General features: G+C 71.7%; 11 protein-coding genes. 5 read left to right on the top strand and 6 right to left on the bottom strand.

The window, feature by feature from the left end; genetic code table 11:
• Positions 1-29 precede the first annotated feature (29 nt).
• Positions 30-443, top strand: a complete 414-nt coding sequence (locus AB0K60_RS33135; protein ID WP_364064242.1) for a ferritin-like domain-containing protein — start codon at positions 30-32, stop codon at positions 441-443.
• A 142-nt stretch (positions 444-585) separates the two neighbouring features.
• Here AB0K60_RS33135 and AB0K60_RS33140 read toward each other — a convergent pair whose 3' ends face one another.
• From AB0K60_RS33140 to AB0K60_RS33150, 3 genes are all read right to left on the bottom strand, one after another.
• Positions 586-2,328, bottom strand: a complete 1,743-nt coding sequence (locus AB0K60_RS33140) for a proline--tRNA ligase (RefSeq protein ID WP_364064245.1) — start codon at positions 2,326-2,328, stop codon at positions 586-588.
• A 108-nt stretch (positions 2,329-2,436) separates the two neighbouring features.
• Positions 2,437-3,006: a hypothetical protein gene (locus AB0K60_RS33145; RefSeq protein WP_364064248.1), complete on the bottom strand. Its 570-nt coding sequence runs from the start codon at positions 3,004-3,006 to the stop codon at positions 2,437-2,439.
• Between the two features lie 240 nt (positions 3,007-3,246).
• Positions 3,247-3,759: a hypothetical protein gene (locus tag AB0K60_RS33150; protein WP_364064250.1), complete on the bottom strand. Its 513-nt coding sequence runs from the start codon at positions 3,757-3,759 to the stop codon at positions 3,247-3,249.
• A gap of 335 nt (positions 3,760-4,094) precedes the next feature.
• On the opposite strand from AB0K60_RS33150, the gene AB0K60_RS33155 reads away from it, so the two are divergent.
• The 3 genes from AB0K60_RS33155 (at position 4,095) to AB0K60_RS33165 (ending at position 8,234) form a co-directional block, all read left to right on the top strand.
• On the top strand, positions 4,095-5,420 hold the full coding sequence (locus AB0K60_RS33155) for an AMP-binding protein (RefSeq protein ID WP_364064253.1): 1,326 nt from the start codon (positions 4,095-4,097) through the stop codon (positions 5,418-5,420).
• A gap of 2 nt (positions 5,421-5,422) precedes the next feature.
• On the top strand, positions 5,423-6,769 hold the full coding sequence (locus AB0K60_RS33160) for an FAD-dependent oxidoreductase (RefSeq protein WP_364064256.1): 1,347 nt from the start codon (positions 5,423-5,425) through the stop codon (positions 6,767-6,769).
• Between the two features lie 280 nt (positions 6,770-7,049).
• Complete coding sequence (locus AB0K60_RS33165; protein ID WP_364064258.1) at positions 7,050-8,234, top strand: aldolase; 1,185 nt, start codon at positions 7,050-7,052, stop codon at positions 8,232-8,234.
• A gap of 9 nt (positions 8,235-8,243) precedes the next feature.
• Here the strand turns inward: AB0K60_RS33165 and AB0K60_RS33170 are convergent, their stop codons facing one another.
• The 3 genes from AB0K60_RS33170 to AB0K60_RS33180 form a co-directional block, all read right to left on the bottom strand.
• Positions 8,244-8,933, bottom strand: a complete 690-nt coding sequence (locus AB0K60_RS33170) for a copper homeostasis protein CutC (RefSeq protein WP_364064260.1) — start codon at positions 8,931-8,933, stop codon at positions 8,244-8,246.
• A gap of 95 nt (positions 8,934-9,028) precedes the next feature.
• Positions 9,029-9,829, bottom strand: coding sequence for a GNAT family N-acetyltransferase (locus tag AB0K60_RS33175; protein WP_364064263.1), 801 nt, complete (start codon positions 9,827-9,829; stop codon positions 9,029-9,031).
• A 408-nt stretch (positions 9,830-10,237) separates the two neighbouring features.
• Positions 10,238-11,191, bottom strand: a complete 954-nt coding sequence (locus AB0K60_RS33180) for a GntR family transcriptional regulator (RefSeq protein WP_364064266.1) — start codon at positions 11,189-11,191, stop codon at positions 10,238-10,240.
• A gap of 392 nt (positions 11,192-11,583) precedes the next feature.
• On the opposite strand from AB0K60_RS33180, the gene AB0K60_RS33185 reads away from it, so the two are divergent.
• Complete coding sequence (locus AB0K60_RS33185; RefSeq protein WP_364064268.1) at positions 11,584-12,402, top strand: SDR family oxidoreductase; 819 nt, start codon at positions 11,584-11,586, stop codon at positions 12,400-12,402.
• The last annotated feature ends 22 nt before the right edge of the window (positions 12,403-12,424 follow it).

Genomic DNA, 12,424 nt, shown 5'->3' on the forward strand with positions numbered 1-12,424 from the left:
AGAATCACGGACTGAAGACGGGATCGGTGATGATGACGGACGCGCTGGACGGGCTGCGCAAGGCGCTGGAGGCCGAGCACGCCGCCGTGTACGCCTACGGCGTGGTGGGGGCGCGCACCGGCGGCGACCGCCGCAGGACGGCCGCGTCCGCGTTCGACGCCCACCGGGCGCGTCGGGACCGGCTCCGCGAGCTGATCATCGCCCGTGGCGGCACCCCCGCCGAGCCCGCCGCCGGGTACACCCTGCCGTTCCCCGTCACCACGGCCGAGGACTGCGTGCGTCTCGCCGCCCTGGTCGAGGAACGCGTCACCGCCGCCTATCTGGAGCTGGTCGCCGTCGACGACCCTGCCGTACGCCGCATGGCCGCCCTGGCCATGCAGGAGAGCACGACCAGGGCGTACGCCTGGCGCCCGGACATCCCCGCCTTTCCCGGCTGGAAGTAGATCCGGACATTCCGGCAGGAACCACGGACCCCCACGCCGTGAATGCGAGGGCCCGACCCGACGTCACGCTGTGAACACGAGGGCCGGACCCGACGTCCGGCCCCACGTTCCCCGGTTCCTGTATTTTCGGCCGCGCCGGGACTCAGGCGCGGCACGCCTCCAAGACGCGGTCGACCGCCTCGTCGAGGGGGATCTCCCGCTTCTCGCCGGTGGCCCGGTCGCGGAGCTCGACCACGCCGGAGGCCAGGCCGCGGCCGACGATGAGGATGGTCGGCATGCCGAGCAGCTCGGCGTCCTTGAACTTGACGCCGGGCGAGACGCCCGCGCGGTCGTCCACGAGCACCCGCAGGCCCTTGGCCTCCAGCTCCTCGGCCAGGCGGGTGGCGACCTCGATCTGGTTGTCCTTGCCCGTGCCGACGATGTGCACGTCGGCCGGGGCGACCTCGCGCGGCCAGACCAGGCCGAGCTCGTCGTGCCGCTGCTCGGCGAGGACGGCCACCAGGCGGGAGACGCCCACGCCGTAGGAGCCCATCGTGATGCGGATCGGCTTGCCGTCGGGGCCGAGCGCGTCCAGCCCGGCGGCGTCGGCGTACTTGCGGCCGAGCTGGAAGATGTGGCCGATCTCGATGCCGCGGTCGAGCGACAGCGGGTGCCCGCAGCGCGGGCAGGCGTCGCCGTCGCGCACCTCGGCGGCCTCGATGGTGCCGTCGGGGGTGAAGTCGCGCCCGGCGACGACGTGGGCGGCGTGCTTGCCCGGCTCGTTGGCCCCGGTGACCCAGGACGACCCGGTGACCACGCGGGGATCGACCAGGTAGCGGATGCCCAGGTCGGCGAGGATCTGCGGGCCGATGTAACCGCGCACCAGGCCGGGGTGCCGGGCGAAGTCGTCGGCCTCGAAGATCTCCGGGATGCCCGGGGAGAGCGCGGCCTCCAGGCGCTTGAAGTCGACCTCGCGGTCGCCGGGGACGCCGATGATGAGGGTCTCGACCTCGTCGGAGCCGGGCGTGCGGACCTTCACCACGACGTTCTTGAGCGTGTCGGCGGCCGTGATGCCCAGGCCGTACCGCTCGTTGACCAGCGTGACGAGGGACTCGATCGTCGGGGTGTCGGGCGTGTCGAGCACCTGCAGCGGCGGATGCTCGGCGGTGATCGCGGGCGGCGCCGGGGTGACGACCGCCTCGGCGTTGGCCGCGTATCCGCACTCACGGCAGGAGACGAAGGTGTCCTCGCCGTTCTCGGCGGGCGCGAGGAACTCCTCCGACGCCGAGCCGCCCATCGCCCCCGACATCGCGAAGCAGATGCGGTAGTCGAGGCCGAGCCGGTCGAACATCTTGATGTAGGCCTCGCGGTGCAGCTCGTAGGAGCGCTTGAGCCCGTCGTCGTCGAGGTCGAAGGAGTAGGAGTCCTTCATGACGAACTCGCGTCCGCGCAGGATGCCGGCCCGGGGACGCGCCTCGTCCCGATACTTCGTCTGGATCTGGTAGAGGATGACCGGATAGTCCTTATAGGAGGAGTACTCCTTCTGGACCATGTCGGTGAACAGTTCCTCGTGCGTCGGGCCGAGCAGGTAGTCGGCGCCCTTGCGGTCCTTGAGCCGGAACAGCGTCTCGCCGTACTCGGTCCAGCGGCCGGTGGCCTCGTAGTAGTCGCGGGGCAGCAGCGCCGGGAAGAGCACCTCCTGGCCGCCCATCCGGTTCATCTCGTCCCGGACGACGTGCGCGACGTTCTCCAGCACGATCTTGCCGAGGGGCAGCCAGGAGTAGATGCCGGGGGCCACGCGGCGGATGTATCCGGCGCGGACCAGCAGCTTGTGGCTCGGCACCTCCGCGTCCGCCGGATCCTCACGCAGGGTGCGCAGGAACAGGGTGGACATACGCAGCAGCACGGCTACTCCTCGGTGGGTCGTGACGTACCGTCTAAGGCTATCGACTCCTCGGGCACGATCGCGCCGTAAATGCGAGCCGTAAACGCGGCGGGTGTGCCCGCGGCGCATTCAATTGGTGAGCGCGAGCGACAGCACGTAGCAGGCGGCGATCACCAGCGCCACGGCCAGGGCGCGCAGGCGGGCGCCGGGCGTTCGCCGCATCGCCGCGAGCAGGCCGAGCACGAGCAGCGTCACGACCAGCGCGGGCCACGGGCGGAAGGCCGGGACGGTGTCGGGCAGGCCCGGCAGCGCGCGCCCGCCGACGTCGGCGAGGAGCACCCCGCAGATCACCCCCGCCGCCACGTCGCCGAGCAGTCCGAGGGACCGCGCCACGTAGGCCACGAGACCGAAGCCGAGGAGCACGACGATCAGGATGTTGAGCGTGGTCGGGTCGCCGCCGAGCGCGTCGATGTCGTGCTCGGCCAGCCCGGCGCCGACCAGCGCCGGGATCACCGGCGCGAGCGCGGCCAGCGTCGTCGACAGCAGGGCCCAGCCGAAGCCCACCGCCGTGCGCCCGACCAGCACCGTCAGCGCGAAGTAGGCGTACGGGTCGTAGATGTGCTCAAGCGGGTCGAGTCCCGCCACGTGAATGAGCGTCCCGATCGTTCCCACGATCGTCCCGGCCACGAGTGCCAGCATCAGATGCCGGAGTATGCCGCGATAACGCTTCTCAAGCGCTCGGTAGTCCCCGTACGGACCCTTGTCCTCTTCCGACATCACCGTCATTGATCTCCCCCTGGAGCAGGTGACCGTTGCCGGGCAAACTAAACGCCGGGAACCGTCATGGATGGGCCGGGGGGCTGAAGGTCATGCCTGGTCGGATCGGGTGGAACGGGTGAAGCAGGTGGAACCTGTGGCCTCGGGCGGCACCGGGCGGGCTCAGCCGCCGAGCAGTTCCTCCCAGTGACGGCGGGCCATGGAGCGGCGCGGGGAGTCGGGGTAGGAGGTGTTCAGGGCCGCCGCCAGGCGCCACAGTCCGGCTCGCCCGCCCAGCCGCTCGCGCCCGAGCGGGTCGATGGCGCGCAGCGTGAAGGGTACGCCCAGCACCGTGACGGCCGCGCTGGAACGATCCGTACGGCCCGCGGCCCCGACCGGCCCCGGTACCCGCGCCGCCAGCAGCGCCACCACCTCCGAGGCGTACGGCCCCTCGCGCCATTCGATGTTCCAGTCCTGTTCGGTGCCCTGCCACCAGGTCAAATCCCGGCTGGTCTCCATGAAGTCCGCCTCGGTCGCCAGCGCCGCCATCACCCGGCCGAGCGCCTCGAACCGCATGGCCTCGCTACGTGCGGTCTCGGGGTCGGTTTGACCCGCTCGGTCGGCGCGACGCGCCTGCTCGTGGCGCTGCCGCGCCACGGCACCCACGTCCCGCCGCTTCTTCGCCCCAGAGGCCACGGTCACCTACTTTGATTGGCGGGACCGCCTGGGTGCAACCCCTCCACGCTGAGCATTTGCCACATTCCACCCCATGAAAACCCTGGCATGGCCTCAGCCAATCCCCGTTCGCGTCCTTCCGCGCGGGACGGTCGCGCACGACCGGGAGGCCGTTCCCCGGGTTCGCGTACGCGGGCGGCAGGGCGATGACGCCACGACGCCGACGACCTGATCTCCGTTCCCGGCTTACGCGGGTGTCGCTCCGGGTAAGCAGCTCAGTGCCTGGTTTTTACGCATTCTTTCGCGAGGGCTCCTCCGGGCGTCCTCGTTCGCCTTTCCGCTCAGGGGAGCACCCGATGCTGCGTCTCCTCGCCGCAGAGGCCGCGCGCAGGTTCGGCGCACGCGCGGCGTTCGACACCGGATCCGTCCGGCTGTCCTTCGCCGAACTGGACCGCCTGTCCGACCGCGTCGCCGCCGGTTTCGCCCATCGGGGCGTGCGCATGGGCGACCTGGTGGCCCTGGTGCTTCCCGACGGGCCGGAGTTCCCCGTCTGTCACCTCGCGGCGGCCAAGCTCGGGGCGGTGACGGCGGGGCTGACCTGCGACCACCCCCGGCTGGCCGAGACGATCGAGCGGCTGGATCCGGCCATCGTCGTCACCGGCCCGGCGCACGCCCCGATCGCGAACGGGCGGGATCTGGTGATCGTGCCGCCCCTCGCGCCGGCGGGCGGCGGCGGGGGCGAGTACCGCGGCGAGACCCTGCGCGCGGCGCTGCGGAACGAGCCGCCTCCTCCCCCGCTTCCGCCCGACCCGCTGCGCCCGGTCGCCATCGTGTTCACCGCGGGCACGACCGGCCCGCCGAAGCCCGTCGTCTTCGCCAACCGGCAACTGGCCGCGATCCGGGCGAACGGGGCGGGCGCCCGCTGGGGCGGCGGGGACGCGCGGCTGCTGTCGCGGCCTCTGCCGTACGTGGGGGTGATGACGCGGCTGCCGGTGCTGCTGCAGACCGGCCGCACCTCGCACATCATCGCCTCCTGGGCCTGCTCGTGGGCCGCGGGCGTCGGCCCGGCCGCGCGGGAGGGCTGGGACGGCGAGCCCCGGTTCGACGCGGTGCGCGTGTGGCATCTGCTCGAACGGGAGCGTGTGGGGGTGCTGCAGGGCACGCCCGTCCAGCTCGCCACGCTCGCCGGGGCCGTCGGCGAGGCGGCGGTCGATCCGCCGGCCTTCGTGCGCATGGTCCTGTGCTCGGGCGCGCCCGCCTCCGCGACGCTGGTCCGCATGTTGCGCGAGCGCTTGGGGGTGCCGGTGTGTAACCGTTACCTGTGTACGGAGGCCGGGCTCGGCCTCGGGACCGGCCCCGACGACCCCGCGGAGGACGCCGAGGAGACCGTGGGCCGGCCGCGACCGGGCATCGACGTGGACGTGCGCGACGCCGGAGGGCGCCCTTTGACACGCGAGGAGATGGACCGCGGCGAGGCGGGCGAGGTGCTGCTCCGGTCTCAGGCGGTGATGAGCGGCTACTTCCGTGACCCCGGGGCCGATGCCCGGGCCTTCGCCAAGGACGGCTTCGTCCGTACCGGTGATCAGGGATATATCGATCAGTTAGGCCGGTTACACCTCATCGGACGTATATCTGGATCAAACACATCAAACCCCGACAAATCAGCAAAAGAGGATACATAGGCATGACCCTTCGCGTGGCAATCGTGGGATCGGGACCCGCCGGCATCTACACCGCGGACGCCCTCACCAAGCAGGCCGGCCAGGAGGTCGAGGTCGACGTGCTGGAACGCCTCCCCACCCCCTACGGCCTGGTCAGGTACGGCGTGGCCCCCGACCACACGTCGATCAAGTCGATCGCCCGGTATTTACGAGCCGTCCTGGAGCGACCGTCGGTGCGCTTCCTGGGCGGCGTCGAGCTTGGTTCCGACGTCTCGGCCGCCGAGCTGCGCGAGCGCTACGACGCGGTCGTGTACTGCACCGGCGCGATGGTCGATCGCCACCTCGGCATCCCCGGCGAGGACCTGCCCGGCAGCGTCGCCGCCACCGACTTCGTGAACTGGTACTGCGCCCACCCCGACATGCCCGCCGACGCCTTCACCCTCGACGCCGAGGAGGTCGCGGTGATCGGCGTCGGCAACGTCGCCGTGGACGTGGTGCGCATCCTGTCCAAGACCGCCGACGAACTGCGGCCTTTCGACGTGCCCGAAGAGGTCATCGAACGGCTCGCGGCCAGCCGGGTCCGCGCCATCCACATGATCGGCCGCCGCGGCCCCGAGCACGCCAAGTTCACCCTCAAGGAGCTGCGTGAGCTGGGCGAGCTCGACAACGTCGACGTGCTCACGCACCAGGGCGAGGTCAAGGTGGACGACGTCGCCTCGCTGTCCCGTGGGGCGCGCGGCAACGTGGACGTGTTGCAGGCGTGGGCCTCCCGCGTTCCGGAGGGCAGGCCCCGGCGGCTGGAGCTGCGGTTCTGGCTGCGTCCGGTGGAGATCCTCGGCACCTCGCGCGTCGAGGGCGTCCGCTTCGAGCGCACCCGGCTGGTGGACGGCCGGGTCGTGGGCACCGGCGAGTTCGAGACGATCCCGGCCACGCTCGTGCTGCGCTCGGTCGGCTACCAGAGCGTGCCGCTGCCCGGCGTGCCGTTCGACACCGCCACGATGACGGTGCCGAACCAGGCCGGCCGGATCATCGCCGACGACGCGCAGGCCGGGACGGACGATCGGCTGGCGGACCAGTACGTGGCCGGGTGGCTCAAGCGCGGGCCGACCGGCGTCGTGGGCACCAACAAGTCCGACGCCGCCGAGACCGTGCGCACCCTCCTCACCGACCTGCAGGGCCGGGAGACCGGCGGGAGGCCGCCGCTGGACGACCTGCTCGCCGAGCGCGGCGTCAAGCCGATCACGTACGACGAGTGGCTGGCCATCGACGCGGCCGAGGCGGCGCTGGCCGACTCCCTCGGGCGCGGGGAGCGCGTCAAGCTGGTCGGCCGCGAGGCGATGCTGGCCGCCTGCGGACGCATGCCCCGCTGACACCGCGAACCATGACGCCGCGACCGTGATACCGCGACCGCGGGCTTGTTCACCGGGTCGGGTTCGTGCGGCAACGCGCCGCCGTCCATGTGGCACGCGTACCACACCACATGGACAGCGCCCGCTCCGGTGAACGCCCGCGGGCCCGCGCCCGCGACGCGGACGATCCGATGTCCGCGACCGCATGCCCTGCTCCGGGCCGTGCCGCGCAATGCCGCGCACCCGTTCGCGGCCCGGAGCTCCGACCATGCCGAGATGAGGGAACGATGAGGGAGCCGCGATGCGTGTGAGCCTGGGTGGACCGGCGACTCCTCCCGGGTTCGACGAGGCCCACCGGGAGCAGACGGCGAGGTATCCCTGCCCGCCGACGGGCTGGCAGCCGGTTCACACGGTCTACGTTCCCGCGGACGTCTTCGACGCCGGCACCGTCGCCGCGTGGGGCGACGCGGCCTCGGCTCTGCTGGAGCGCCACCTGCCGACGGCGGCGGAGTTGGCCGCCGTGTTCGAGATCGCGCCGCACGAGGTGGCCCGCGCGGTGTGGCATCGGCTGGGGCTGAAGCTCGCCGGCGACCCGGTCGAGGACCTGCGCGTGGACTTCGAGGACGGGTACGGCACGCGCTCCGACGACGAGGAGGACGCCGACACTGTCAAGGCCGCCGAGGCGATCGCGGAGATGTACCGGGCCGAGACGCTGCCGCGCCGCTGGGGGCTGCGGGTGAAGTCGTTCGCCGACGGGAACCCGGCGCGCTCCCTGCGTACCCTGGACGGTTTCCTCACCACGCTGGCCGAGCGCGTCGGCGTGCTGCCGCCCGGGTTCACGGTGACCTTCCCCAAGGTGATCATGGAGGCGTACATCGGCCAGTTCGCGGCCCGGCTTGAGGCGCTGGAGCGCGCCCTCGGCCTGCCCGCCCGGACGCTGCGCTTCGAGATCCAGGTGGAGGCGCCGCAGACGGTGCTGTTCCTGCAGCGCTCCCCCGACGCGGTGGCCGCTGCCGGGGGGCGGCTCGCCGCCGCCCACTTCGGCGTGTTCGATTACACCGCCGCCTGCGGTCTGCCTCCCCACGAGCAGCGCCTGGACCACCCGGTCTGCGATCACGCCCGGCACGTGATGCGGACGGTCTTCGCGGGCACGGGCGTGGAGCTGTCGGACGGCTCCCTCGCCGCCGGCCCCGCCTCGGACGACACCGCCGACGTCCACGCCTTGTGGCGCCGCCACGCCGCCCTGGTCCGGCACTCGCTGAGCCACGGCTTCCACCAGGGCTGGGACATGCATCCGGCGCACCTGGTCAGCCGGTACGCCGCCGTCTACGCCTTTCACCTGGCACGTTACGACGAGTACCGCGAGCGGGTCCACGCCTGGCAGGAGGGCCGCGCCGCCGCCGGGGGCGTGCTGGACGAGCCGGCCACCATCGCCACTCTCACCGCCGCCCTGCGCCGCGCCGACCACGCCCTGGGCAACACCTGACCGCGGGCGTCACCCGTCCAGGAGCTCGCGCCACCGGCGGACGAGGCGGGTCTCCACCGGGTCCGACCACGAGGTCCGGACCGCCCCTCCGACGTGGAAGGCGTGGATTCCGTAGCCGCGCAGCACGGGCACGTGGCGGCGTTCGAGCCCGCCTCCGGCCATGATCAGCGGCCCGTCGCCGGCGTCGGCGCGGGCGCGCAGCACCGGCAGGCCGTCCTCGACGCCGGTGGCGGCCCCGGCGGTGCGTACGGTGGCCAGGTTGGGCAGCAGCCGTACGGCCCGCCAGGCGGCCTGGACGTCGGCCGCGTGATCGACGGCCCGGTGGAAGGTCCAGGGCAGCGGCGCGACCGCGCCGATGAGCGCCTCGGTGGCCGCCAGGTCCACGGTCCCGTCGTCGGTGAGGAAGCCGAACACGAACCCGGCCGCGCCCGCCGCGGCGAGTTCGCGGGCGCGGCTGGTGAGGTCCGCGAGTTCGGACGGGGTGACGGTGTGATCGCCGCCGGGGCGCGCGGCGGGGCGCAGCAGGACCATCTGCGGCAGCGCGCACTCCTTGGCGATCGCCGCCACCGTGGCCGCCTCGGGGGTCCGGCCGCCGGTGGAGGCGTCCGCGATGACCTCCACGCGATCGGCGCCGCCCTCTTCGGCGGCCACGGCGTCACGCGCGTCCAGCGTGACCACTTCGAGCAGCGAACCCGTCATGATGGGAGGCTATCGGAGGAGTCGTCCGGTCTTGCACGGCTACCACCTGCTCTCAGCGATTCTCAGCGATGACGGGGTGAAGAGCCCGGCTTGTCTCACCGGGTGAGGACCAGGTCGCGGTCGGACGCCGCGTCCGCGGCCTCGGCCGCCAGGTCGACGGTGAGGTCGATGACGCGGGCGCCGGCGGGGTGGCCGGGGGCGACGGGGGCCGTCGGGGCCTCGACGTACCCGGCCGTGAGGGTCGCCGGGCGCTGGAAGAGAGCGCCCGACGCGCGGTGCGGCAGGTCGACGGTGCGGACGTGCCGGAATCCGAGGGAGCGGTAGTAGCCCTGCAGGCCCGCGTTCGTCTTGGCGCAGTCGAGCCGCAGCCAGGCCATGCCGTCGGCGAGGGCGCGCAGCGTGGCCCAGTCGAGCAGGGTACGGCCGAGCCCGAGGCCCGCGCAGGCCCGGGACGTGCACAGCTTGTGCACGTAGTAGGCCGTCTCCGGCCGGTCGTCGGCGGTCCAGAACTCGGGGTCGGCGAAGCCGTCGAGGGCCATCGTCGCCACGATCGCCGGGCCGCCGACGCCGTCCCGGTGGGCCCCGCCGAGTCCCGCCTCCAGGCCCGCGTCGAGGCCCGCGTCGAGGTCGCCGAGCCCGGCCGCCTTGTCGCTCTCGTTGACGCTCTCGTTGACGCTTCCGGCCTCGAGGACGTAGAGCGTTCCGGCGGCGATGAGGGGCTCGATGCGGGAGGCGGGGAAGCCGCCGACCGGCCACTGGCGCACGCCGCGGTCGTTGAGCCATGCGGCGGCCTCGGCGAGCAGGGCGAGCGCGGCGGGGAGGTCGGCGGATTCGGCGCGACGCAGGGTGAGGGACAGCGGCTGGCGGACGGCGTCGAGGACGGTGTTCCTGTGCATGGTGCATCCTTTCGGTGCTGGTGGTACAGCGCTGAATACGGAGAGTGACCAACAGATGGCGTGAGGTTGCCGCCGGACGATCAAGAAGGGGGGTCGCCGGAGGGGTGCGCGGCACGGGCTCAGCCTTCAACGGCGACGGGAAGGATCACCCCCAACCACGAGGGCACGCCTCTTCGCTGGGTCGAGTCCACCTCGCCTGGCTGATTGCGGGTCGCCCGCGTACGGCTCCCGGTCCCGTCCCCACGACGGGCGCATTCATCACCACGGCGGACCGGAGCGGCGGTTCCGGAATCGGCCCTGACGGCCGCCCCGAAAGCGGCATCGGCAGCGGCCCCGGAATCGGCCCTCGTCCACGCGTCGAACACGACGGCCGCCGTCCCATCCGAGGATGGTCCGGCCGGCGCAGCGTCAACGACGTTCCAGCTCGTATCTGATCAGATGCTTGTCGGCGGGCAGCACCGACACCGCGACACGGACCGGCATATCATCTTGGTCGTAGCCAACTCGGACATATACGACGACAGGAGTACCAGGTTCGAGCTTCAGGCGCGCCGCTTCCTCAGAAGTCGGCATACGTGCCGAGATGTCGTCGATCATCCGAACCTGAGGATGTCCGAGTTCCTCCAGCACACGGTTCGCACCCCGGGTGATGTCCGCCGGACGGGCGATTTCGGAGTTCGAGACCAGGGCGAACGGGAAGTAGGAATCGTTGGTGTTGTAGGGCTGGTCGTCGACGTACCGCAGCCGGCGGCGCACCACCGCCAGTTCGCCGTCGGGCAGTGCGAGCCGGGTGGCGATGTCCTCGGGCGGCTCGACGATGGCCACCTCGATGTCCTGGCCGGGCTTGCGTCCCTCCTGGGCGACCGCGCGGGCGAATGCCTCCTGGCGAGCACCGTCCTCGCCGGACTGGGGCTCCAGCTCCTTCTGGGGGTACATGAGCAGCGGCCGGCGGTCCCGCACCACGCTGCCGCGCCGCGGGGTGCGGCTGATCAGGCCCTCGTTGACGAGTTCGCCCAGCGCGAGCCGTACGGTGTTGCGGCTGACGTTGGACTTGCGCATCAGGTCGACCTCGGTCGGCAACGCGTCACCCGGGCGGAGTTCCCCCGAGTAGATGGCGCGACGCAACTCCGACGCCACCTGTTGATACAGCGTTGACCGTGCCACTCCGACCCTCTGCATGCCCTTTTGTTCCAACAAATTTAGACGATCTCGTTCTAAGTTGGAACAACCCCTTGACCCCGGCGCGCCTTCCAGCGCATCATCCATTCGTTGGTACAAATCCATCGAAAGGTCGGCGGCAGGGTGATCGCCGATCTGACGGCCCGGATGATTCCGCGCATCGGAGCCCGAGCCGTCGCCCACTGGCTCCCCGTGCGCCAGAGGGTTCAGGACCCCATCCCTCGCCGGGGTCCTGGGCCTCCTACGCCGGGGCGGAGCGTGTCCTGGCGGGTCCCCCACGCCCGCCAGGACACGTTCCACTTTCCGGGGAGCACAGCCGGACATGGACGCACCTCCGCGATCAAGGGCCGTGGATCAAGACAGTTGTTCACCCGCTGTCACGTCCCGTCAAGGCCCAAAAAAACGCGCCGAGCCATAACCAACGGGCATCGGCGGGGCTCCCCCGACCGGTGCGAGGCCGCTGACGACCGTGTCGGGCACCGTTCGCCGGCCCACCCGGCGCTCATCGACTCCGCCCGCCGGCCTTGGTCCTCGGCCGGCCGTCCCGTGATCCGCCGACCGATTTCGCGCCCCGAATGCGAGAGACCGACCAGTCGGTATGGACTCGGGTCGTCGGGTACGGCATGCTGTCCGTCATGAGCCTGTTCTCGGTCGAAGGTAAGACGGTCATCGTCACAGGTGGATCTCGCGGCATCGGCAAGATGATCGCGCGCGGTTTCGTGGAGGGCGGTGCACGGGTCTACATCGCCTCCCGCAAGACCGCCGAGGTGGAGAAGACGGCGGCTGAGCTGGGATGCGTCGCCGTCACGGCCGATCTGGCCACGCCCGCGGGCATCGAGTCCCTGGTCTCCGCCGTGTCCGCGGCCGAGACCCGGCTGGACGTGCTGGTGAACAACGCCGGGGCCGTGTGGGGCGCGCCGCTGGAGGACTACCCCGAATCCGGTTTCGACAAGGTCTTCGCCATCAACGTCAAGGCCGCCTTCTACCTGACGGTCAAGCTGCTGCCGCTGCTGCGGGCCGCGGCGAGCGCCGACGATCCGGCCCGCGTCATCAACATCGGCTCGATCGACGGCCTTCGCGTGCCCATACTGGAGAACTACGCCTACTCGGCCGCGAAGGCCGGCGTGCACATGCTCACCCGGCACCTGGCGAGCAAGCTCGCCCCCGAGCACATCACGGTCAACGCGATCGCCCCCGGCCCGTTCGAGTCGAAGATGATGGCCTTCGCCCTCGACAACCCGGAGACCCGCAGCGAGATCGAGGCGTCCGTCCCGCTCGGCCGCATCGGTCGCCCCGACGACATGGCCGGCGCCGCCATCTACCTGTCCTCCCGCGCCGGCGCCTATCTCACCGGGGCGGTCATCCCGGTCGACGGCGGCATCTCCCAAATCTGACCGCCCGCTCCGCGATCAGGCG

Origin of the sequence: Thermopolyspora sp. NPDC052614 (genome assembly GCF_040678635.1) — a bacterium.
Taxonomy (GTDB): Bacteria; Actinomycetota; Actinomycetes; order Streptosporangiales; family Streptosporangiaceae; genus Thermopolyspora.

What these genes read in the sequence shown, in the direction of transcription:
- AB0K60_RS33175 (WP_364064263.1), bottom strand. Translation starts at nt 9,829, where the DNA reads ATGCACAGGAACACCGTCCTCGACGCCGTCCGCCAGCCGCTGTCCCTC.
- AB0K60_RS33185 (WP_364064268.1), top strand. Translation starts at nt 11,584, where the DNA reads ATGCGAGAGACCGACCAGTCGGTATGGACTCGGGTCGTCGGGTACGGC.
- AB0K60_RS33170 (WP_364064260.1), bottom strand. Translation starts at nt 8,933, where the DNA reads ATGACGGGTTCGCTGCTCGAAGTGGTCACGCTGGACGCGCGTGACGCC.
- AB0K60_RS33155 (WP_364064253.1), top strand. Translation starts at nt 4,095, where the DNA reads ATGCTGCGTCTCCTCGCCGCAGAGGCCGCGCGCAGGTTCGGCGCACGC.
- AB0K60_RS33165 (WP_364064258.1), top strand. Translation starts at nt 7,050, where the DNA reads ATGCGTGTGAGCCTGGGTGGACCGGCGACTCCTCCCGGGTTCGACGAG.
- AB0K60_RS33145 (WP_364064248.1), bottom strand. Translation starts at nt 3,006, where the DNA reads ATGCTGGCACTCGTGGCCGGGACGATCGTGGGAACGATCGGGACGCTC.
- AB0K60_RS33135 (WP_364064242.1), top strand. Translation starts at nt 30, where the DNA reads ATGATGACGGACGCGCTGGACGGGCTGCGCAAGGCGCTGGAGGCCGAG.
- AB0K60_RS33160 (WP_364064256.1), top strand. Translation starts at nt 5,423, where the DNA reads ATGACCCTTCGCGTGGCAATCGTGGGATCGGGACCCGCCGGCATCTAC.